Origin of the sequence: Thiobacillus sp., assembly GCF_018780105.1 — a bacterium.
In the GTDB taxonomy this organism is placed as follows: domain Bacteria; phylum Pseudomonadota; class Gammaproteobacteria; order Burkholderiales; family Thiobacillaceae; genus Thiobacillus.
The window spans coordinates 1-20,709 of record NZ_JADMKC010000025.1; the positions used below are offsets into that span (position 1 = coordinate 1).

The following is a 20,709-nucleotide window of genomic DNA, read 5'->3' on the forward strand; positions in this document are numbered from 1 at the left end:
CGGAGAGGTGGATGAGCGGTTTAAGTCGCACGCCTGGAAAGCGTGTTTAGGATAATATCCTAACGCGGGTTCGAATCCCGCCCTCTCCGCCACACACCGTACATTTTCCACGCTAACGCGATGCCGAAATATGCTTACCACGGCAGGCTGTCCGTGGTTGTCCCCGTCAAGAACGAGCAGGACAACGTCGAGCCGCTGGTGCGCGAAATCGCAGCCGCGCTGTCTGGCAATACCACGTTTGAAATCATCTATATCAACGACGGCAGCACGGATGCCACGCAGGCGCGTCTGACCGCGCTGAAGTCCGAGTTTCCGATGTTGCGGGTGATCCGCCATCGGGCCTCATGCGGGCAAAGCCGCGCGGTGACGACCGGGGTGAGCGCGGCGCGTTACGAATGGATCGCCACGCTGGATGGCGACGGCCAGAACGATCCGGCCGACATCCCGGCTTTGCTGGCCGAACTGGCCAATCCGGCGCAGCCCGCCAATCTGGAATTGCTGGCCGGTTGGCGCGCCAGACGCAACGATACCTTCCTGCGCCGACTGTCGTCCCGAGTCGCCAATGGCGTGCGCTCACGCATGCTGAAGGACAACACGCCGGACACCGGCTGCGGCCTCAAGCTATTCGCCCGCGAGACTTTTCTGCAACTCCCCAATTTCGACCATTTGCACCGTTTCCTGCCGGCTTTGGTGATGCGCAACGGCGGCGCCGTCGTGTCGGTGCCGGTACACCATCGGGCGCGCGAACGCGGCACCTCGAAATACGGTGTGCACAATCGTTTGTGGGTGGGGATCGTCGACCTGTTCGGCGTTGCCTGGCTGCAGCGGCGGGTGCGCCTGCCGCAGATTGAGCCGGACTCCGACCTGTAAATGAAGGCGCGCGTCATCCTCAAGGGCCTGGCGCTGATGCTGAGCCTGGCCTTGCTGGGCTATCTGTTCCACACCAGCGATCTCGGCAACAGTGTCAACGAAGCGTGGATCGATGCGCGCGTGCGCGGCCATGGCGTCAACGGTGCGCTGCTGTTCCTGCTGATGGGCGGGGTCCTGACAGCCATCGGCTTGCCGCGCCAGATCATCGCCTTTCTGGCGGGCTATGCCTTCAGCGTGGGGTTGGGTACGCTGCTGGGCGCATTGGCAGCCTTGCTGGGGTGCATGTTGAGCTTCGGCTATGCACGCTTTTTTGGCAAAGGCTTGTTGCGTGTGCGGCTCGGTGAGCGGGCCGGGCGGTTTGACCGCTTCATCCACGATCACCCGTTTTCCATGACGGTGCTGATTCGGCTGCTGCCGGTGGGCAGTAACCTCCTGACCAATCTGGCAGCGGGCATATCCAGCATCCGGCCAGCGTATTTTTTTGCCGCCAGCTTGCTCGGCTATCTGCCGCAAACCCTGGTGTTTGCGCTGGTCGGCAGCGGCGTGCATATCGCGCCCGCGCTCAAGCTGGCACTGGCCATCGGCCTGTTCCTGATATCCGGCATCCTGGGCGTCTGGCTGTATCGGCGCTTCCGGCATGGCCAGAGCCTGGACGAGCAGATCGACGCTGCGCTAGATGTTCCTGAAACGCTATCCCATGAATCCGCTGCAAACCCCTGATATTTCCGGACGCGGTGCATTGCTGCTGAGCCTGTTGCTGCTGGCGGCGCTGGCTGTTGTGGCGCTGTTGACCCGTCCGCTGGCGCCGATCGATGAAACCCGCTATGTCAGCGCAGCCTGGGAAATGTGGCTGCGCGGTGACTTCCTGGTGCCGTTCAAGAATGGCGAGCCCTACAGCCACAAGCCTCCGTTCATGTTCTGGATGTTTCATGCCGGCTGGGCCGTGTTCGGCGTCAATGACTGGTGGCCGCGTCTGGTATTGCCCCTGTTTTCTGCGGGCTCGATGCTGCTGACTTATCTGCTGGCGCGCCGGTTATGGCCCGAACGTGCGGGCTTGGGCGGGCAGGCTGCACTGGTGCTGGCGAGCATGCTGATGTGGATCGTGTTTTCAACCACGGTCATGTTCGACGTGCTGTTGACGTTCTGGGTGTTGCTGGGCATGCATGGCGTGCTGGCCGCGGCAGCAGGCAAGCGACGCGGCTTTGTCATGTTGGGGATCGCCATCGGCATGGGCGTGTTGACCAAGGGACCGGTCATCCTGCTGAATCTGTTGCCGATCGCGGTGCTGGCGCCATGGTGGCATTCTCCCCGCCAAGCGCCTTCACTTACTAACGGGTCTGAGCCATCAACGGATCGGATGCATTGGGGATGCTGGTTCGGCGGCGTCGGCCTGGCTTTACTGCTGGGAACGGCGATTGCGCTGGCTTGGGCATTGCCCGCTGGCATGGCAGGCGGCGAGGCGTACCGGAATGCGATTTTCTGGGGGCAGACGGCTGACCGCATGGTCGACTCGTTCGCCCATCAGCGGCCGGTCTGGTGGTATCTGCCCTTGCTGCCTGTGATGCTGTTTCCCTGGTTCGTCTGGCCTGGACTGTGGCAGGCGCTGGCTCGTCACTGGCGGGAAGGCCTCGATCGCGGCACACGTTTCTGCCTCGCCTGGATGTTGCCGGTTTTTGTTGCATTTTCTTTCATCAGCGGCAAGCAGCCGCATTATCTGGTACCCCTGTTTCCGGCGTTTGCGCTGCTGACGGCTCGCGTGTTGGCCGAGCGAACAAGCGCCAGACTGGGTTTGCCCGCTTTGCTGGCTGCCTTGCTGGGAGGCGCATTGATACTGGCGGCCAGCGGGCAGATTGCCTCGCTCAGCGGCCAGGTCGAGCAGTTGCCGCCGCTATGGCCTGGGGCGCTGCTGGTGCTGCTGGCACTGGCCGTCTGGCTGGCTGGGCGGCGTGGCTTTCCCGCGGTGCCGGGTCTGGCTGTGCTCGGCGTGGGGATGCTGGTGCTGCTGCAGTTTGCTGCGATGCGTTCGATCGAGCCCCTGTACAACATCAAGCCCATGGCTTTGGCCATCAGGCAACTGCAGGAGGCTGGTGTGCCGGTGGCCAATGCTGCGAAATATCACGCGCAATATCAGTTTCTGGGTCGGCTGGAGAGGCCGCTGGTGGCATTGCAGGGTGCTGAATTGACGCGCTGGCTGGCCGCGCACCCAGCGGCCTATGTGGTGGTGTATGTCAAGGATCAACAGCGCCTGGAGGGGCTCAAGGCCCGACACCTGCAAAAATATCGCGGCGGCGCAGCCGTTCTGGTCGATGCAAAAACGGCGGCCGCATTACTGGCCGCCCCGGTGAACTAGTGTCGTGAATCAGAAATAGCGGGACAAATAAAACGGATGGATTTTTTCGCAGGGCAAGGCGCGAGGAGGCGACATAGCTGGCTCTATGGCAACGACGGGCAACGCTGCCATGCGGAAAAAGACGCCGTTTTATGTTTCGATATTTCTGATTTACGACACTAGCGTCGGGTCAGGCTTCGGCGTCGCGCTGCGGCAACACCACTTCGCGTGAGGGCGAAATGGTGGAAATGGCGTGCTTGAAGATCATCTGGGCAGCCTGATCGTTGCCTTTCAGCAGAACCACAAACTGGTCGAACGACTCGATCCGTCCCATCAGCTTGATGCCGTTGACGAGGAAAACGGAAACGGGAATGCGCTCTTTGCGCAGGGTGTTGAGAAAAACGTCTTGCAGGTGGTTATATTCTTTTCCGGCCATGATGGCTCCCTGTCTGATGTTGGCGGGGCGTGACGCCCCGCCGGAATTTTAACCGTGAATTACTCGATTTTTGCACCGGCACGCGCGGCTTCGATGGCCTGACGTACACGCTGCTGCTGCAATTGCTGGGTGATTTCGCCACGCACGGCATCCAGCGGCGGAATCTGCGGCTTGCGCGTGTCGTCGAGACGGATGATGTGATAGCCGAATTGCGTCTTCACCGGGGTCTGGGTGGTCTCGCCTTTTTTCAATGCGGCCAGCGCGTTGGAAAACTCGGGCACATAGGCGCGGCGATCAGACCAGTCGAGCTTGCCGCCGTTCTTGGCCGAGCCCGGGTCCTTGGAGTATTTCTTCGCCAGGTCGTCGAACTTGGCTTTCTTGTTGAGATCGGCAATCAGCTTTTTGGCTTCGGCTTCGGTCGGAACCAGGATGTGATGTGCCAGATATTCCGGCTCAACCGCTTCGGCCTTGGCCTTGTCGTAGGTGGCCTTGATTTCGGCTTCGGTGACCGGATGCGCTTTGACGTAGTCTTCCAGATAGGCTTTGGCCAGTTGGTCCATGCGGCCGATGTTCAGCATGGCGGCGACGCGCGGATCCTTGTCCAGGCCTTTTTTGGCGGCTTCCTGCGACAGCAGTTCCAGGTTGACCAGGGAATCGCGCACGCGGGCGTCAAGTTGCGGCGATTTGGGTTGGCCCTGCGCCATTTGTTTTTCGACCAGCTCGCCATACAGCGCGGGAATCGGCTTGCCATTGACCACCGCCAGCGGCTTGTTGGATGCAGCGGCGGCCGGCGCCGGGCTTGCGGCCGGTGCCTGCGCCTGGGCCAACTGAGACAGCGACACCAGGATCAGGGCGGTGAGGGGAGCAATGCGCATTGGATTCCTTTCAGAGTTCTTCTGGGGTGAAGGCGGTGATCGACAACGCGTGGATCTCGCGCTGCATCAGTTCGCCCATGGTTTCGTAGACCAGCCGGTGACGGGCAAGGGTCGAGAGATTACGAAATTTTGGTGACACTATTGTGAGCTTGAAATGCCCGCCACCCGAGGCGGCACCGGCATGCCCCCGGTGCTGGGCGCTTTCGTCCTCGAGGGTGTAGGTTTCAGGTTCCAGCGCAACAAGACGCTGGCGGATCAGGGTCTCGGTGTTCATGCGGGCAGGACTTTCTTGAACGGTTTGACGCTGACACTGGCATAGACGCCGGCGGCGATATAGGGATCGGCATCGGCCCAGGCCTGAGCTGCACCCAGGTTGTCGAACTCGGCGACGATCAGGCTGCCGGTGAAACCGGCCGGGCCGGGATCGTTGCTGTCGAGTGCAGGGAAAGGTCCCGCCAGCAGCAGGCGTCCGGTCTGCTGCAGCGCGTGCAGGCGTTCCAGGTGGGCGGGGCGTGCGTCTAGCCGGAGGTTCAGGCTGTTGGGGATGTCCTGCCCAACGATGGCGTAAAGCATTATGGGTTGTCTTTCTTGTTCAATTCTTCTTGGTCGAGGTATTTGTTCAGCATCATGCTTTGCCCGATCACGAACACCAGCATCAGCCCCATGCTGCCGAACAGCTTGAAATTCACCCAGTCGTCGGTCGAGAAGTTGAAGGCGACAAACAGATTTGCAAGCCCCATGAAAACAAAAAATCCGCCCCAACTGAGGTTAAGTCGACCCCAGGCCGCCTCGGGAAGTTCCATTTGCGTGCCCATCAGGCCCTTGATGACGTTGCGGCCGAACAGCATCGAGCCCAGGATGATGGCGCCAAATAGCCAGTACAGCACGGTCGGCTTCCACTTGATGAAGCTTTCGTCGTGCAGCCACAGGGTGGCGCCGCCAAACACGACAATGATGCCGAGGCTGACCCACATCATGGTTTCGATCGGGTTGCCGCGCAGTTTGACCCAGCCGATCTGGCCGATGCTGGCGACGATGGCGACCAGTGTGGCGAGGTAGATGCCGGGTTTTTCGGTTGCGCTCATGGCCAGGCCGAGCGAACCCATCAGGGCGCGCGAGGCTTCGGCGTTGGCATCGCCTATCTTGTAGGCGACAAAAAAGATGATGACGGGGAACAGATCGAACAGTATTTTTTTCATTATGCAATTACGTCTGGTCGGGCATCGGATGGGGAATCCGCGTGGCTCAATTCGGGTAGGGGCTTATTTTGCTATGATTCCCCCTCTTGACCAAGCTCTTTTGGCCTTGGTTCCCCGGATCTGATCATCGATGCTCAATATCGATCTGCATTGCCACTCTAATATCTCCGATGGTGTGTTGCCGCCTGCCGAACTGGTCGCGCGCGCCGCAGCCAACGGCGTGCAGGTGCTCGCCTTGACCGATCACGACGACGTGTCGGGTCTGGAATCCGCCCAGGCTGCAGCCGCCGCAGCCGGGATGACGCTGGTCAACGGGGTGGAAATCTCGGTCACCTGGGGCGGCCAGACGGTACACATCGTCGGGCTGCGCATCGATCCGGCTTTTCCTGTGCTGGCCGAGGGCTTGCATGGCATCCGTCTCGGCCGCATCGAACGCGCGCAACGCATGGGCGATGACCTGGCGCGGGCGGGCATCGCGGGCGCCTATGAAGGCGCCTACGATTACGCCGTCAACAAGCAGATGGTGGGGCGCACGCACTTTGCGCGCTGGCTGGTGGCGCAGGGACACGTGCCCGACACCCGCACCGCGTTCAAACGTTTTCTCACCAGCGGCCATCCCGGCTACGTCGAGCATGAGTGGACCACGCTGGAAAACGCCGTCGGCTGGATCCGCGCCAGCGGCGGCATGGCGGTGGTCGCCCATCCCGGCCGCTACGCGTTCAACGCCCGCCAGCTGCACCTGTTTCTGGATGCCTTCCGCGCGCTGGGCGGCGAGGGCATCGAAGTCATCACCGGCAGTCATCACCCGTCCGAATACGAAAAATTCGCCGAGCTGGCGCGTGCGTTCGGCTTGAAGGCTTCGCGCGGAGCGGATTTTCATGCGCCGGGCGAAGGCATCGACATCGGCTGCCTGCCGCCCTTGCCGTATTACTGCCAGCCGGTGTGGCAGGGCTGGCCGGAGCTGGCGTCCCATTCTTCCTTATCCTGAGCATTCCAAATTCATGGCGCAGTTTTTCAACATCAATGCCGACAATCCTCAGCCCCGGCTGATCCAGCAGGCGGTCGACATCCTCAAGCGTGGCGGCGTCATCGTCTACCCCACCGATTCCTGCTATGCGCTCGGCTGCCACATCGGCGACAAGGAATCGGCGATGCGGCTGCTGTCGGTGCGTGGGCTGGATACCGGCCATGATCTCACCCTGATTTGCCGCGACCTGTCAGAGCTGGGGCGCTATGCCCAGGTCGACAACACCCAGTTCCGTTTTCTGAAGGCACATACCCCGGGTGCGTATACCTTCATCCTGCGCGGCACCCGCGAAGTGCCGAGGCGGCTGCTGCACAAGAAGCACGACACCATCGGCCTGCGCGTGCCGGATCACCCCATCGTGCAGGCGCTGCTGGCCGAACTGGGCGAGCCCATCCTGTCGTCGACCCTGCTGCTGACCGGCGAGGATGTGCCGCTGACCGAGCCCTGGGAAATCCGCGAACGCCTCGAACACCAGATCGACCTGGTGATCGACGGCGGCGCCTGCGGCCTCACGCCCACCACCGTAATCGACCTCACCACCGATACGCCTGTCGTGTTGCGCTTCGGCAAGGGCGAGGTCACGGATTTCGAGGTCTGAGCGAAACGGACATGGAGCTGACCCTGATCCAGAAAATCGCCGTGTTTGCCTTGCCGGTGATCTTCGCCATCACCCTGCACGAAGCCGCGCATGGTTATGTCGCGCGTTTTTTCGGCGACATGACCGCCGCCATGCAAGGGCGCATCACAGCCAATCCGCTCAAGCACATCGACCCGGTCGGCACCATCCTCGTTCCGCTGGTGATCCTGCTGACTAGCAAACTGCTGGGCGGCGGAGCGATCCTGTTCGGTTGGGCCAAGCCGGTGCCGGTGAATTTTGCCCATCTGCGCCGCCCCAAGCAGGACATGCTGTGGGTCGCCGCCGCCGGGCCAGGCATGAACTTCGTCATGGCCGTGTTCTGGGCCTTGATGATCCAGCTCGGCCATGCGCTCGCCAACAGTTTCAGCACGCCGCTGATGCTGATGGGCGCAGCCGGCGTGTTCATCAACGTCATTCTGATGGCGCTGAACCTGATCCCGCTGCCACCGCTCGACGGTGGCCGCATCGCGGTCAGCCTGCTGCCGATGAAACAGGCGATCAGCTTTTCGAAGATCGAACCCTATGGCTTTTTCATCCTGCTGGGCCTGTTGTTCAGCGGCATTCTCGGCATCATCATGTGGCCGTTGATCAGCCTGTTTATCGGGCTGGTTGCACTGGTCACGGCCCTTGACTTCACCCAACTGCTCGGCCTGATCCAGGTCGTGCTGTCCTGACCCTTTCCGCTCCCTCACTGCTAACCACTCACCCACATGTATTCCGACCGCGTACTTTCCGGCATGCGCCCCACCGGGCGCCTGCATCTTGGCCACTACCACGGCGTGCTGAAAAACTGGCTGCATCTGCAGAACGAATACCAGTGCCTGTTCTTCGTTGCCGACTGGCATGCGCTGACCACGCATTACGACAGCCCGCAGGCGATCGAGGACAACGTGCGCGACATGGTGGTCGACTGGCTGGCCGCCGGCGTCGATCCGGCGCAGGCCACGCTGTTCGTGCAGTCGCGTGTGATCGAGCACGCCGAACTGCATCTGCTGCTGTCGATGATGACGCCGCTCGGCTGGCTGGAGCGTGTGCCGACCTACAAGGATCAGCAGGAAAAGCTGTCCGAGAAGGACCTCTCGACCTACGGCTTCCTCGGTTATCCGCTGCTGCAATCCGCCGACATCCTGATCTACCGTGCCAATCTGGTACCGGTGGGTGAGGACCAGGTGCCGCACATCGAATTCACCCGCGAAATCTGCCGCCGCTTCAATCATCTGTACGGCCGCGAACCCGGTTTCGAAGACAAGGCGCGCGCCGCCGTCAAAAAGCTCGGCTCGAAAAAGGCCCGGCTGTACGAAGAATGCCGCACCGCGTATCAGGAAAAGGGCGACGAAGAGGCGCTGGAATCCGCCCAAGCGCTGCTCAACGACGCGCAGAACCTGTCGATGAACGACCGCGAGCGCCTGTTCGGCTACCTCGAAGGTTCCGGCAAGATGATTCTCGCCGAGCCCGAGTCGCTGCTGACCGCCGCCTCGAAAATGCCCGGGCTCGACGGCCAGAAAATGTCCAAGTCGTACGGCAATACCATCGCCCTGCGCGAAGACCCCGACATGGTGACGAAGAAAATCCGCACCATGCCAACCGATCCCGCGCGCGTGCGCCGTACCGACCCCGGCAACCCCGCCAACTGTCCGGTGTGGCAGTTCCATCTGGTGTATTCCGACGATGGCGTGCGGCAGTGGGCCACCGCCGGCTGCACCAGTGCCGGCATCGGCTGCCTGGAATGCAAGCAGCCGGTGATCGATGCCGTGCTGGCCGAGCTCGCGCCGATCCGCGAACGCGCGCAGTTCTACGAAGAAAATCCGGACCAGGTACGCAACATCCTCGCCGACGGCAGCGAAAAGGCACAGGAACTGGCGCGCGACACCATGCGCGACGTCCGCGAGGCAATGGGGCTGACCTTCGGCTGAGCTCGGCGTAATGCAGGCGCCGATTCGCCTTGCCCTGGGGCAGGGCGCCGCACCTCCCGGCACGCCGCGCACCACGCGGCAGCTGTGCCGCAATCCTTCCCGTCTTCATTTACGCAATCAAAAGCGAACCTTGGGCGGCTTCAACAGTCCCATGGATCGCGCGTATCCATCATGTCGTAGTCGTTTCCCCGGGAATCCAATATGCAAGAACTGAACGCAAGCTGGGTGGCACTGAAATCAGGCGGTTTCATCGTCCTGCCCCTGTCCGTGCTGGCCGTCGTTGCGCTGGCCATCATGCTGGAAAAGGCCGTCCTGTACTGGCGGTTTGCACGCTTGTCCAGCGACGTGCTGAATCTGGTCGAAACCTACGGCTTTGCCTGGAGCGACCTCGAAAAAATCCTCTCGGGAGTGAGCCACCGTCACTACTTCAAGCGGTTTTTCGATGTGGTGATCTCCAACCGCCATCATCCTTCGTGGTGGACCGAATCGCGCGCCGCCGACGAGGCGCAACTGATCGAGGCCTCGCTGGCGCGCCGGCTGTGGGTGCTGGAAACCATCGTCACCGCCGCGCCCCTGCTGGGTCTGGTGGGCACCGTTCTCGGCATGATGGACGCCTTCCAGATCATCGGCAGCAGCGGCGTGGTCAATCCGACTGGCGTAACCGGCGGCGTGGCGCAGGCGCTGGTGGCCACCGTGATCGGATTGCTGATCGCATTGATCGCCTTGTTCGGCTTCAATTACTTTTCGCGCCTGCAGTCGCAGACGATGGACGAAATGGAGCGCCTCGGCACGCGCCTGATCGACCACATCCGTCTCGACCAGGAAGGCCGCCCGCATGAAGCGCCGTAAGCTGCGCACCTACCGCAAGGGGCGGATCGAGATCATCCCGATGATCGACGTCATGTTCTTTCTGCTCGCCACCTTCATGCTGGCCTCGCTGGCGATGCAGAATCTGGATTCGCTGCAGGTCGACCTGCCACAGGGCCAGGCCGAAAAGCTCAAGGTTGACCAGCCACTGATCCTGACCCTTACCGGCGATGGCCGCATCCTCGTCAACAAGACGCCTGTCACGCTGGACACGCTCGCTGCCACGCTGCGGCCGCTGATCCGCGACCCCGGGCAGAATGTGATCGTGTCGGCGGACAACGCCGCACCGCAAGGTCTTGTGGTGCAGGCCATGTTGCGTGCGCGTGCCGCCGGCGCCGTGCATTTCCTGATTGCCGTCAAGCATCAGTAAGCCCGCCCCATGCCTGGAATGATGTCGAAAGAGCCATCATTTTGGTGGCCGCTGCCATTGGCACTATTGCTGTGGCTGGCACTGCTGTGGGGTTTTGGTCTGATGCTGCAACCGCCGCGCATGGCCCCCCCGGTCGTTGCCGCCATCGATGCGCGGTTGGTCGAACTGATCGAATCCCCACCCGCGCAAAAAGCGGCGCAGGCGGCCCCTAGGCCGACGGAGCCGCCCCGGCCGAAGTTGCGCGAACCCAGATTGGCACCACCCCGCCCCAAGGTGGCCCCCGAGCCGTTGCCCCGTAATCCGGTTCCGTCCGAGCCGCAACCCACCGCGCCGCAACCCGCACTGCCCTTGAACCTTGAGCCGCCGTCCGAAGCCGCGCCCACCGACATGATGTCCTACGTCAACGCCGCCCGCGCCCGCCGCCAGGCCGAAGAGCGCGATAGCGCAGGCGAGCAGCAGCCCAGTGCAGAAGAGCGCCGCACGGCCAACATCCGCCGCAACCTGCAGCCGATGGGCACCAACGGCATTTTCCAGATTCTCGATCTGCAGCCGCGCACCGCGCGGTTTTCATTCCGCGCGTGGACCACCAACGCCAGCAACCCGCGCCGCGAAACCATCACCGTCAATGCCGGACCGGGCGGCGATATCGAGCTGGCCGTGGTGCGCCGGATGATCGAACTGATCCGCAACTACTACAAAGGCGACGTCAACTGGGAGTCGCAGCGGCTTGGGCAAGTCGTGGTGATTTCCGCGCGCGAAGCGGATACGGCCGAGCTGGAAGAATTTTTGAAACGCGAGTTTTTTGGGGTGGGCGTCAAGAACCAGACGCATTGAGCGGGGAGGCATCGACCCCGGTCAATGTATTGAATGGGCGTTTTCGATCCATACGAGCCGGATGATGTTGGTTCATCGAATGCCCGCTCAGCAGTTGACAATCGCTTTCAATAAACGCGCGCGCCGATTTTCAACAAACACATGAAATCAGTCTGTTCCGTATTGCCCAAGCCTGACGTCGTCAGCTTTATCCCGTAAAGCGTGCGGGCGAGGGCGAGCCGAAAATCAATAGCGATAAGTAAAAATCAGACCGGAGCCCCAATCCGGGCTGGCTTCGCTGAAGCCGCCCACGGCGTATAGATTCAGGCGTTGGTCGGCGTTCAAATGAAAGTTCAGATAGAGCATGGCTTCGCTGATTGGGGAACTGCTTGCAGTCACGGCCTGCTGCCAGTCGTAACTGCCGCCGAATGACAGGGTGGGTGTGATGCGGTAATCCGTTCCGACTGATCCGAGCCAGACATTGCGGTATTCGATGCCGTTTGGATCACCTTTCCATTTATATCCCACGTCGAGAAAAGGCATCCAGTTGTCGATGGGTTTGAAAATCCCGGCCTGCAGTGAATAGTCGTTCTTGCCCGTGCCGAGCGCTTTTGCTTCGCTGGCAGTGCCGAATTTGATTTTTCCGCTGAGCTCGACACCCGCCCAGTTCGATCGCTCGTCCAGCAGGGAGTAGGTTGCACGGGCAGAAATATCCCCCATGCCCTCAGTGGTGGTACTTGGGCTGCCAGAAGCATTAAGCGGGTCGCCTTCGGGTGTGACGCTGCCGTCGCCCTCAACACGCAACCAGGCTGTGGACAGGCGCAAGTTCCAGTTATCGGTGCGATATTTCAGGCTCAGTGGCATTGCCCAGGTTTCGGTTATGGTCTGGCTGCCATAGTTGCCGGACGAGTAATCGAGTCCCAGATTGACGCTGAATTTGCCTTCAGCCGCCTGGGTTGAGGGGGAGGGCAGCCCAGATAACAGGCATAGCAAGGCAATAACGCGCATGGCAGTCTTTCTATTAGGGGATCGCAATTCTAGCGGAGGCGTCGCGGATTGATTCGCACGATGCGGTTCGCTGGGAAAATGCTCTTGATTGCGTCAAAGTCCGGCACAAACTGCCCGCCGTGCCGCGGGGGTCAATCGTCGTGTTCGGGGCGTTCGGGCCGTTCAACGCGCTCGGGCCGCTCGACCGACTCCGGACGCTCGACGCGTTCAACGCGCTCGGGTCGCTCGACTGTCTCCACACGTTCGACGCGCTCGGGCCGCTCGACCGACTCCGGACGTTCTGTTTTCTCGGGCCGCTCGATTTTCTCTACCTTTTCAGTGCGTTCAGCTTTTTCTACGCGCTCGACTTTTTCAGGTTTCTCGATGGCCTGCGATTGCTCGGTCTTTTCGGTCCGTTCAGCTTTCTCAGGTGACTCTGACTTCTCGGTACGCTCCAGAGACTCCCCGGATTCAGAATGTTCGGAGCGTTCTACGGCTTGATCTGGATACCCGGCATCCGTGTCCGGGCGGTCTGCCTGTTCTGACTTGTGCGCTTTTTCGTCATGCCCCGCGCGCCGGGTGGTGCCATCGTCCCGCAGTAATTGGGCATCCGGTTTGTCTCCCGGGCGCGCCTGGGTTTCCACCTCGCGAACATGGAACTGCTGCCCTTCGCGCACGGCATCGATTTTTGCCAACTCGCCCGTGCGGGGCAGCGCCTGCTTGGCACGGGTCTGGGCATCGATCATAAAGCGCTGGCCGCCGATGCTGAGCCCCGACTTGTCGACGTGCCGAATCGGTCCTTGGATAACGACGCGATCGACCGGCTGGATGCGCTCCTCCCGCTCAATACGGGTGATCTGCATCCGCCCTTGCGCAAAGCGGCCTTCGGCGCGAACCGTGTCGCCGGGTTCGATTTTGGGCATGCGCCCTTCGAGGGCAACGCCGTCGATGCTGAAACCACCCCGGGCATTGCGCGTCACTTCGCCGGTGAGGCTGTCGGGTGTGTCGCCTGGTACCACATCCAGACGGGTGGCGACCGAGTGGCCGCGTGCGCCGGCAAATCCACTGACTGCGACCTTGACGCCAGGCGCGAGCCCGGAAGGCAATACGGTACCAGGGCTCAGGCTGATGGCGCGCCCTTGCGCGAGTACGCCGCCCGGGTTGACGCCTTGAATGGTGGCAATCAGGAAGTGCCGGACCTGCACGTGTTGCACGGCAAGTTGATCGCCCTGTCCCTTGGCCAGTGCACGCACGACTTGCCCCACTGCCAGGTCTTTGGGCGTAGCCATTTTGCCGTGGAGGGTAACGGGGGTGGTCGGGGAATAATGCAACTCCAGCCCGTTCACGCAAATGCTGGCGAATCCGGTGATCACCCCTTCGACTTCAACCATGAGTCCGGTACCGCCGTTGCCGTTACCATCGCCACCGGATGGGGTCCCGGACGAGCGGCCCGTCCCCCCCTGGCCGGTGCCATCCGTATCCTGTGGGCGCAAGCCGGTGCCGCCCTGCCCGGAGCCGTCGCGCATGATGGGTGCGCCGCCCGTGGTGCAGGGATTGGCGGCGTAAAGTGTCGGCGCCAATGCTAAAGCGATCAACCCCAGCAGTATGTGGTGCCAGCGTTTCATGATTTTGTGGCGGATTCTTCCTGCTCGTTGGCCTGGTAAAAATACAGGCCATAGGTTACGCGGTGGCGGGCATCCGCATTCGGGTGATCGCGTTCCTGCAATTCCATCGCTTTCTGGCTGAAAGCCTGCATGACCTGGCTCGATAGTTGGCGGGCGTAGGTCGATAGAATCAGCGTCGAATCCTTGCTCAGGTGGTCGTAATACACGCTGCGCTCGAGGAGTGGAGGTACGTCGGGCTGGGTCAGATTGTGCGCGCACGCATCCAGGTGGTCGTGTACGTTCTTGCCCAGATAAAACAGCTTCTCGTCCAGTCCGTGGCTGGGTATGAATGCATCGGTGAGCAGGATAACGCGGTCGAGGTTGTCGATCTGTGCGATGCCCAGTCTGAGCCATTCATCCAGCACTACGCGTGGCCGGATATCCTTGCTCACCGAACGCACCAGCGATTCGAAACTCAACATTCCGCCCGCGCTCGCGAGGCGATGCAAGGGGAGGGGGCGGCCTTTGTTGTCGAGGTATTCGGCATGGGCGGTCCAGCGCGCCACGATGTGCGCACCAAGAGACACCGACATCGGCGGCCCTTCGTTGCCACTGACGATTTCGTTGCGCAGCCGCTTCACATCCAGCCGGTGGATGCCGGTGAGCAGGCTGACCCGGCTATCGGTCTGAGGTTTGCCATCGACCGGCATTGCGGTTGCCACTTCCACGTAGGTTTGCTTGAGCAGATTGGTGAACGCGGGGTACTGCACGCTGTAATGCAGCAGCAGTTTGACCAGCGGGCGCAACAAACGCTTCACCGCCGCCGTCAGTGAGCGGGGTGGTGTGACAAGAGCGTGGGCGATCCCCGATTCCGGCATGCTTTCCTAGATTAAAGGCGTCTTCGTATTTCGAGTGTGATAATTTACCACGCAATGCAGGGTTATGCGCTGTCTCGATGATCTCGGGGCAGACTGCTTATTCGGTGCCATGTTTGGTTTCAAACTGGATGCCGACTTTTTTCAGCAGATCGATGGGTAGAACGCCGCCTGCCGAAATGATGACCGCGTCGTTCGGCAGGGTGGTGTGACCGGATTCCAGTTCCAGCAACACTTCTCCAGGCTCGATCCGAAGCACGTTCGACTTGAGTAGGACATTGATGCGTCCCTGTTTCTGCGCGTCTTCCAGGCGCTGGCGGTTCTTGACCTTGACCCGGCCAAAGGCATCGCTGCGATAGGACAGGCTCACTTCGGTGCCAGGTTCGTCAGCGATGGCGAGCGCCGCCTCCAGCGCGCTGTCCCCGCCCCCCACCACCAACACCTTCTGCCCCCGGTATTGCTCGGCGTCGATCAGCCGGTACACCACCTTGGGCAAGTCTTCGCCGGGAACGTCCAGCTTGCGCGGGGTGCCGCGCCGGCCGATGGCCAGCAGCACCGCACGGGCGGAATACTCGCCGCCCGACGTTTTGATCTGAAAGCCCTTGCCATTCGGCTGGATGCTTTCCATGCGTTCCCTGAAATTGATGGTCAGCCCGGTTTTGCCCACGATGCCATTCCAGAATTCCAGCAGCGCCTCCTTGCTGATTTCCGACATTTTGACTTTGCCGACGATAGGCAGCTGCACGGGAGCGGTCATGATGATCTTGTTGCGCGGGTAGTGGTACACCGTCCCGCCCAAGGAATCTTCCTGCTCCACGATCCGGTAGCTCAGCTTGTGCTGGATGGCGCCCAGGCCGGCCGCGATCCCGGCTGGGCCTGCGCCCACGATGAGCACGTCGACGTCGGTGCCGCCGTTTCCCTTGAGCGTATCCCGGATGGCGTTCATTGCCTGGCGGCCCTGTTCGGCCGCTTTGCGCACCAGCCCCATGCCACCCAGTTCGCCGGCAATGAACAGCCCCGGAATGTTGGTTTCAAAGTTGGGTTTGACCAGCGGGATATCCACCCCGCGTTTTTCCGTGCCGAACACCAGCTTGATGGCCTCGAATGGACAGGAAGCCACGCACGCGCCGTGGCCGATACAGACCGATGGGTTCACCAAATGCGCCTTGCCGTCGATGATGCCGAAAGCGCCCTCGGGACAGGCTTTGACGCAGGAGCCCGAACCGCAGCATCGAAGCGGGTCGACGACGGGGTGGAGCGAAATAGGTTCGCCGATTCCGGCCGCCCTGGATTCCTGCAAGGCCATAGCGTGCTTTTCCTCCCGCCGGCGGCGCCGCCCGAAATAGAGGTAAAACACTATCGCCAGGGGCGCCAGGTAAAGCCCAAGGCTAAAAAACGATAAATCCATCTCATTTCCATCGGTAAATTGCAGCCCGGCACGATTGACCTGCCCGGAGCCAGGCACGTCCGCGAATTCACGGCATCTTGTGTGTGATTTTACGGCACAGCGTGCTCACAAACTTAGCGCTACGTATGGTGATTCACGTCGCGTGTAAAATATTTACACTTGTAGCCGTAAATTTGTTAGTATTGTTGCCGTTATGGGTATTCATATAACGCTCAAGAAAAGGCGGCAAAGTGCAAGAAACGTTGACGATGCAGGCGCCGCCCGGGCTGGAGGCGGCGCCTGCCACCCCCGCCAGGCCGCGCAGACGCGAGATCGGCGCCGCCACGATGACGCTGGGCGTGACCCTGCTGGTAGGGTGCGCCTGGGCGATCAGCCGCTGGGGCGGCTATGCCGCGAGCTCCGACACCGGCTACAACCTGGGGTTGGCCGGCGGCATCATGATGCTGCTGCTGTTTCTCTACCCGCTACGCAAGCATTTCCGCTTTATGCACGGTTTTGGCCCCGCCAAGTACTGGTTTGCCGGGCACATGACGCTGGGCATCCTGGGGCCGTTGTTCATCCTGGTGCATTCGAATTTTCAGGTGGGCTCGATCAACGCCGGGATCGCGCTAGCCAGCATGTCGCTGGTAGCCAGCAGCGGCATCATCGGGCGCTTTATCTACACCCGCATTCACCATGGACTGTATGGACGCCGCGCCAGTCTGGATGAGTTGCGCGCACTGGCCGGGCTGAATTCGAAAGAGCTTGAGTCGAAACTGGCTTTTGCGCCCAAGGTTGAAAACGCCCTGACAGCCTTTGAGGCCACGCTTTCCACACCCCAACGTGACCCGCTGCGTTCGGTCTGGGCATTTGCCACGATCTGGCTGCGCGGTCGCGTGGTCTGTTTTCATTGCGCACGCGAACTGACTCAACTTTACAAGATCCACGCGCGCAAAAAAGACTGGGACCCTGCCAAGCATCAGCGTCGCCTCAAGGCCGCCAAGCAACTGGTATTCGCGTACGTGCAGGGTGTACAGCGCGTCGCCCAGTTCAATACCTACGAACGTCTGTTTTCGCTTTGGCACGTACTGCACGTGCCATTCGTTTACATGATGGTGTTCAGTGCGATCGCGCACGTTGTCGCTGTGCATATGTATTGATGGGGCTTCGGGGACGCAAAAAGCATCAAGAACGGTAGCGTGGTTTCCATAAAAACAATTTTTATTGTGCTGCTCCTGCTGCTGTCCGGATTGACGACAGGGCTGGGGCTCCGCCAGGCGGGAGCCGATTCGCTGGAAACCGTGCTGATGCCGGGCAAGGTCATTCGTGGCCACGCCAAGACGGAAGACAAGTGCGAAGCGTGCCACGTCCGCTTCGATCGCGAAGGGCAGAACAAGCGGTGTCGGGATTGCCACAAGGACGTGGGCCAGGACATCGCGCAGAAACAGGGCTACCACGGGCGCATCAAGGAGCAGGCCTGCCGTAGCTGCCATACGGAGCACAAGGGACGCGAGGCACGGATCGTCGTGCTGGACGAAAAGCGGTTTGACCACAAGCTGACGGATTACCCCCTCAAGGGCAGGCACACGGAAACGGAATGCAGCAAATGTCACGCAACAGGCAAGCCATACCGCAGCGCGCAGAGCGCCTGCATTGCGTGCCACAAGCAGGACGACGAGCACAAGGGCAAGCTGGGCACGAAATGCGCGGATTGCCATACCGAGACTGACTGGAAAGAAGCGCGGTTCGACCATGACACGACGGATTTCAAACTTGAAGACAAGCACGCCAAAGCCAGGTGTAAGGATTGTCACAAAGACAATGTCTTCAAGGACACGCCCATGGCTTGCGTGTCGTGTCACCGCAAGGACGACAAGCACAAGGGCAGCTTTGGCGAAAAATGCCAGAACTGCCATAACGCCCGCGCCTGGGATGCCGTGTCGTTCAACCACGATGAGGACACGAAATACGCGTTGCGCGGCAAACACCGGCAGACCCGGTGCGCCGACTGCCACACCGGCAATCTGTATCGCGACAAGCTGCCAACCGCCTGCGTGTCATGCCACAAAAAAGACGACAAACACAAGAATTCGCTGGGCGAGAAATGCGGTGATTGTCACGTCGAGCGCAGCTGGAAAGAAGCGCGTTTCGACCATGGCGTATCCCGCTTCCCCTTGCGCGGCAAGCATAACGACATCGAGTGCAAGGCCTGCCACAAAAGCCCGGTCTTCAAGGACACGCCCATGACGTGTATTGCCTGTCACAAGAAGGATGACAAGCACAAAGGCTCATTGGGCGATAAGTGCGGTGACTGTCATGGCGAACGCGACTGGAAGGAGAACCGCTTCGATCACGGCAAAACGCGCTTTGGTCTGCTGGGCAAGCACCGCGAGGTGAAGTGCGACGCGTGCCACAAAGACCGGAAATACAAAGAAACGCCGGTCGCCTGTGTTGCCTGTCATAAAAAGGACGACGTGCACAAAGGCCAGCAAGGCGAAAAGTGCGAGCAATGCCATAGCGCGCAAGACTGGAAACAAACCACCTTCAATCACGGCAGCACCCGTTTTCCACTGCTGGGAAAACACATGGTGGTGGAATGCAGGAAATGTCATGCCACGGCGCAATACAAGGATGCCAAAACGGAATGCCTGGCGTGTCACGACAAGGATGACGTGCATAAGCGCCGCTTGGGCACGCAGTGCGAAAGCTGCCACAACGCACGCAGCTGGAGCCTGTGGGATTTCAATCACAACACCCGCACCCGCTTCCGGCTGGAGGGCGGACATCAGGGGCGGGATTGTTATAGCTGTCATCGCAAGCCGGTGACCGGCAAGGCGGAATTGCCGACGACGTGCGTCAGTTGCCACGATAAAGACGATGTGCACGAAGGCGCATTCGGCAGGCAGTGCGACAAATGCCATGGCGTCGATTCGTTCAAGCAAATCAAGTCTCGCCTGGGGCAATCGCGCGCGGTCGAAACAGGTTCCACAGCCGGACTGGCCTGCCCAAGCATGGTTCGAGGCCTGTGTCGTGACATGCAGAGCCCGGAGCATGCTGTGCACAGCATGCTTGCCACAAGAGGAGAAGCAAGATGAACCCTGCTCATTCCGTTGCCACTTGCCGTGCGTTCCCCAAATCATGGCTTGCCTGGGCATTCGTTCTGGCATGCCTGATGGGTCTGTTTTCCTCGCCGGTTTTCGCTGCCAGTCAGGCCGGCAAGGGTTTTGATCATGCCAGGACGGGCTTTCAGCTGAACGGCGCTCACCGCAATGAGCGTTGTGAATCGTGCCATACCCAGGGCATTTTCAAAGGTACGCCCACCCAATGCGCAAGTTGCCATGCCAGTAGCGGTCAGCGGGCTTCATCCTCGATCATGCCGGCCAAACATATTCCGACCACTCGAGCATGCGATAGCTGCCACAACACCACGACATTCTTGGGTGCCCGTTTCAATCACACGGGCGTTGCCCCCGGCACCTGCTCGACCTGCCACAACGGCAACATCACCACGGGCAAACCGAGCACTCACATCGCAACAACTGCTGCGTGTGATAGCTGCCACAAGACCAGTGCCTGGACCCCTGCCATTTTTAATCACAGCGGCGTGGCTCGCGGCACCTGCTCGAGTTGCCACAACGGAACAACAGCCAGAGGCAAACCCACCAGCCACATTCCCACAAGCCAGGCCTGCGACAGCTGTCATCGGATCAATGCCTGGACGCCCGCTACCTTCAACCACACCGGTGTTGCCTCGGGCACCTGCTCGACCTGTCACAACGGAACAACAGCCAGGGGCAAACCCACCAGCCACATTCCTACAACCCAGGCCTGCGACAGTTGCCATCGGGTATCGGGCTGGACGCCTGCCACTTTCAGCCACACCGGTGTTGCACCCGGCACCTGTTCGACCTGCCACAACGGAACGACTGCCAGAGGGAAACCCACGAATCACCTTCCAACCACGGCGGCCTGCGACAGTTGCCACCGGGTATCGGGCTGGACACCTGCCACTTTCAGCCATGCCGGTGTCGCACCCGGCACCTGTTCGACCTGCCACAACGGAACAACAGCCAGGGGCAAACCCACCAGCCACATTCCTACAACCCAGGCCTGCGACAGTTGCCATCGGGTATCGGGCTGGACGCCTGCCACTTTCAGCCACACCGGTGTTGCACCCGGCACCTGTTCGACCTGCCACAACGGAACGACTGCCAGAGGGAAACCCACGAATCACCTTCCAACCACGGCGGCCTGCGACAGTTGCCACCGGGTATCGGGCTGGACACCTGCCACTTTCAGCCATGCTGGTGTCGCACCCGGAACCTGCTCGACATGCCATAACGGAACGACGGCCAGAGGGAAACCCACGAATCACCTTCCAACCACGGCGGCCTGCGACAGCTGTCACCGGACCAATGCCTGGACGCCCGCCACTTTCAGCCACACCGGCATTGCGCCGGGCACCTGCTCGACCTGCCATAACGGAACCACTGCGACCGGCAAGCCGACCAGCCACCTCC

At 60.9% G+C, this 20,709-nt stretch carries 23 protein-coding genes and 1 tRNA gene; 13 read left to right on the top strand and 11 right to left on the bottom strand.

From position 1 onward, the window contains the following. The first annotated feature begins 1 nt into the window (after position 1). From IV098_RS12725 to IV098_RS12740, 4 genes are all read left to right on the top strand, one after another. Positions 2-92 (top strand) — tRNA-Ser (locus tag IV098_RS12725). A gap of 61 nt (positions 93-153) precedes the next feature. Continuing rightward, a complete protein-coding gene (locus IV098_RS12730) occupies positions 154-870 on the top strand; it encodes a glycosyltransferase family 2 protein (protein WP_296889633.1) in 717 nt (238 codons plus the stop codon). After that, on the top strand, positions 871-1,590 hold the full coding sequence (locus IV098_RS12735) for a VTT domain-containing protein (protein ID WP_296889635.1): 720 nt from the start codon (positions 871-873) through the stop codon (positions 1,588-1,590). Beyond that, positions 1,568-3,220 (top strand): glycosyltransferase family 39 protein, encoded by a 1,653-nt coding sequence (locus IV098_RS12740; RefSeq protein ID WP_296889637.1) that lies wholly within the window; start codon positions 1,568-1,570, stop codon positions 3,218-3,220. Before IV098_RS12735 ends, IV098_RS12740 begins: the two co-directional genes overlap by 23 nt. A gap of 169 nt (positions 3,221-3,389) precedes the next feature. Here the strand turns inward: IV098_RS12740 and hfq are convergent, their stop codons facing one another. From hfq to IV098_RS12765, 5 genes are read right to left on the bottom strand one after another with little or no spacing between them, the layout of a single operon-like run. Then, positions 3,390-3,635 (bottom strand): RNA chaperone Hfq, encoded by a 246-nt coding sequence (hfq, locus tag IV098_RS12745; protein WP_296889639.1) that lies wholly within the window; start codon positions 3,633-3,635, stop codon positions 3,390-3,392. 59 nt (positions 3,636-3,694) lie between these two features. After that, entirely contained in the window at positions 3,695-4,510 is an 816-nt protein-coding gene (locus tag IV098_RS12750) for a peptidylprolyl isomerase (RefSeq protein ID WP_296889641.1), read from the bottom strand. Between the two features lie 10 nt (positions 4,511-4,520). Continuing rightward, positions 4,521-4,784: a BolA family transcriptional regulator gene (locus tag IV098_RS12755; protein ID WP_296889643.1), complete on the bottom strand. Its 264-nt coding sequence runs from the start codon at positions 4,782-4,784 to the stop codon at positions 4,521-4,523. Then, positions 4,781-5,083, bottom strand: a complete 303-nt coding sequence (locus tag IV098_RS12760; protein ID WP_296889645.1) for a YciI family protein — start codon at positions 5,081-5,083, stop codon at positions 4,781-4,783. The genes IV098_RS12755 and IV098_RS12760 overlap by 4 nt, the downstream gene beginning before the upstream one ends. Next, positions 5,083-5,709, bottom strand: coding sequence for a septation protein A (locus IV098_RS12765; RefSeq protein WP_296889647.1), 627 nt, complete (start codon positions 5,707-5,709; stop codon positions 5,083-5,085). The genes IV098_RS12760 and IV098_RS12765 overlap by 1 nt, the downstream gene beginning before the upstream one ends. A gap of 130 nt (positions 5,710-5,839) precedes the next feature. Here IV098_RS12765 and IV098_RS12770 point away from each other — a divergent pair, with 130 nt between their 5' ends. From IV098_RS12770 to IV098_RS12800, 7 genes are all read left to right on the top strand, one after another. Continuing rightward, complete coding sequence (locus IV098_RS12770; protein WP_296889649.1) at positions 5,840-6,697, top strand: 3',5'-nucleoside bisphosphate phosphatase; 858 nt, start codon at positions 5,840-5,842, stop codon at positions 6,695-6,697. Positions 6,698-6,710: 13 nt separating this feature from the next. Further along, complete coding sequence (locus IV098_RS12775) at positions 6,711-7,334, top strand: L-threonylcarbamoyladenylate synthase (protein ID WP_296889651.1); 624 nt, start codon at positions 6,711-6,713, stop codon at positions 7,332-7,334. Between the two features lie 11 nt (positions 7,335-7,345). After that, positions 7,346-8,047 carry a site-2 protease family protein gene (locus IV098_RS12780; protein ID WP_296889653.1) on the top strand — a complete coding sequence of 234 codons (702 nt, stop codon included), beginning with the start codon at positions 7,346-7,348 and terminating at the stop codon, positions 8,045-8,047. Between the two features lie 36 nt (positions 8,048-8,083). Next, positions 8,084-9,286, top strand: coding sequence for a tryptophan--tRNA ligase (locus IV098_RS12785; RefSeq protein ID WP_296889655.1), 1,203 nt, complete (start codon positions 8,084-8,086; stop codon positions 9,284-9,286). Between the two features lie 201 nt (positions 9,287-9,487). Next, positions 9,488-10,135, top strand: coding sequence for a MotA/TolQ/ExbB proton channel family protein (locus IV098_RS12790; RefSeq protein WP_296889657.1), 648 nt, complete (start codon positions 9,488-9,490; stop codon positions 10,133-10,135). Next, a complete protein-coding gene (locus tag IV098_RS12795) occupies positions 10,122-10,523 on the top strand; it encodes a biopolymer transporter ExbD (protein ID WP_296889659.1) in 402 nt (133 codons plus the stop codon). Before IV098_RS12790 ends, IV098_RS12795 begins: the two co-directional genes overlap by 14 nt. Before the next feature lie 57 nt (positions 10,524-10,580). Then, on the top strand, positions 10,581-11,357 hold the full coding sequence (locus IV098_RS12800; RefSeq protein ID WP_296889661.1) for a hypothetical protein: 777 nt from the start codon (positions 10,581-10,583) through the stop codon (positions 11,355-11,357). A gap of 225 nt (positions 11,358-11,582) precedes the next feature. Here IV098_RS12800 and IV098_RS12805 read toward each other — a convergent pair whose 3' ends face one another. The 4 genes from IV098_RS12805 to IV098_RS12820 all read right to left on the bottom strand — a co-directional run bounded on the left by IV098_RS12805 (position 11,583) and on the right by IV098_RS12820 (position 16,108). Further along, positions 11,583-12,344, bottom strand: coding sequence for a hypothetical protein (locus IV098_RS12805; protein WP_296889663.1), 762 nt, complete (start codon positions 12,342-12,344; stop codon positions 11,583-11,585). Between the two features lie 131 nt (positions 12,345-12,475). After that, on the bottom strand, positions 12,476-13,948 hold the full coding sequence (locus tag IV098_RS12810; protein ID WP_296889665.1) for a DUF5666 domain-containing protein: 1,473 nt from the start codon (positions 13,946-13,948) through the stop codon (positions 12,476-12,478). Further along, a complete protein-coding gene (locus IV098_RS12815) occupies positions 13,945-14,805 on the bottom strand; it encodes a DUF6502 family protein (RefSeq protein WP_296889667.1) in 861 nt (286 codons plus the stop codon). Before IV098_RS12815 ends, IV098_RS12810 begins: the two co-directional genes overlap by 4 nt. Positions 14,806-14,902: 97 nt before the next feature. Continuing rightward, positions 14,903-16,108, bottom strand: a complete 1,206-nt coding sequence (locus IV098_RS12820) for an NAD(P)-binding domain-containing protein (protein ID WP_296889669.1) — start codon at positions 16,106-16,108, stop codon at positions 14,903-14,905. A 332-nt stretch (positions 16,109-16,440) separates the two neighbouring features. Here IV098_RS12820 and IV098_RS12825 point away from each other — a divergent pair, with 332 nt between their 5' ends. Continuing rightward, on the top strand, positions 16,441-17,349 hold the full coding sequence (locus IV098_RS12825) for a hypothetical protein (protein ID WP_296889671.1): 909 nt from the start codon (positions 16,441-16,443) through the stop codon (positions 17,347-17,349). Positions 17,350-17,415: 66 nt separating this feature from the next. Further along, on the top strand, positions 17,416-19,284 hold the full coding sequence (locus tag IV098_RS12830) for a cytochrome c3 family protein (RefSeq protein WP_296889673.1): 1,869 nt from the start codon (positions 17,416-17,418) through the stop codon (positions 19,282-19,284). A 676-nt stretch (positions 19,285-19,960) separates the two neighbouring features. Here IV098_RS12830 and IV098_RS12835 read toward each other — a convergent pair. Together IV098_RS12835 and IV098_RS12840 are read right to left on the bottom strand one after the other, a co-directional pair. Next, positions 19,961-20,134 (bottom strand): hypothetical protein, encoded by a 174-nt coding sequence (locus IV098_RS12835; protein WP_296889675.1) that lies wholly within the window; start codon positions 20,132-20,134, stop codon positions 19,961-19,963. Between the two features lie 3 nt (positions 20,135-20,137). Beyond that, positions 20,138-20,416, bottom strand: coding sequence for a hypothetical protein (locus IV098_RS12840; protein WP_296889677.1), 279 nt, complete (start codon positions 20,414-20,416; stop codon positions 20,138-20,140). Positions 20,417-20,709 lie beyond the last annotated feature (293 nt).

Coding starts and splice junctions, on each gene's coding strand:
- IV098_RS12760 (WP_296889645.1), bottom strand. CDS start 5,083: ATGCTTTACGCCATCGTTGGGCAGGACATCCCCAACAGCCTGAACCTC.
- IV098_RS12810 (WP_296889665.1), bottom strand. CDS start 13,948: ATGAAACGCTGGCACCACATACTGCTGGGGTTGATCGCTTTAGCATTG.
- IV098_RS12795 (WP_296889659.1), top strand. CDS start 10,122: ATGAAGCGCCGTAAGCTGCGCACCTACCGCAAGGGGCGGATCGAGATC.
- IV098_RS12785 (WP_296889655.1), top strand. CDS start 8,084: ATGTATTCCGACCGCGTACTTTCCGGCATGCGCCCCACCGGGCGCCTG.
- IV098_RS12735 (WP_296889635.1), top strand. CDS start 871: ATGAAGGCGCGCGTCATCCTCAAGGGCCTGGCGCTGATGCTGAGCCTG.
- IV098_RS12820 (WP_296889669.1), bottom strand. CDS start 16,108: ATGGCCTTGCAGGAATCCAGGGCGGCCGGAATCGGCGAACCTATTTCG.
- IV098_RS12765 (WP_296889647.1), bottom strand. CDS start 5,709: ATGAAAAAAATACTGTTCGATCTGTTCCCCGTCATCATCTTTTTTGTC.
- IV098_RS12750 (WP_296889641.1), bottom strand. CDS start 4,510: ATGCGCATTGCTCCCCTCACCGCCCTGATCCTGGTGTCGCTGTCTCAG.
- IV098_RS12780 (WP_296889653.1), top strand. CDS start 7,346: ATGGAGCTGACCCTGATCCAGAAAATCGCCGTGTTTGCCTTGCCGGTG.
- IV098_RS12755 (WP_296889643.1), bottom strand. CDS start 4,784: ATGAACACCGAGACCCTGATCCGCCAGCGTCTTGTTGCGCTGGAACCT.
- IV098_RS12770 (WP_296889649.1), top strand. CDS start 5,840: ATGCTCAATATCGATCTGCATTGCCACTCTAATATCTCCGATGGTGTG.
- IV098_RS12815 (WP_296889667.1), bottom strand. CDS start 14,805: ATGCCGGAATCGGGGATCGCCCACGCTCTTGTCACACCACCCCGCTCA.
- IV098_RS12790 (WP_296889657.1), top strand. CDS start 9,488: ATGCAAGAACTGAACGCAAGCTGGGTGGCACTGAAATCAGGCGGTTTC.
- hfq (WP_296889639.1), bottom strand. CDS start 3,635: ATGGCCGGAAAAGAATATAACCACCTGCAAGACGTTTTTCTCAACACC.
- IV098_RS12740 (WP_296889637.1), top strand. CDS start 1,568: ATGAATCCGCTGCAAACCCCTGATATTTCCGGACGCGGTGCATTGCTG.
- IV098_RS12805 (WP_296889663.1), bottom strand. CDS start 12,344: ATGCGCGTTATTGCCTTGCTATGCCTGTTATCTGGGCTGCCCTCCCCC.
- IV098_RS12775 (WP_296889651.1), top strand. CDS start 6,711: ATGGCGCAGTTTTTCAACATCAATGCCGACAATCCTCAGCCCCGGCTG.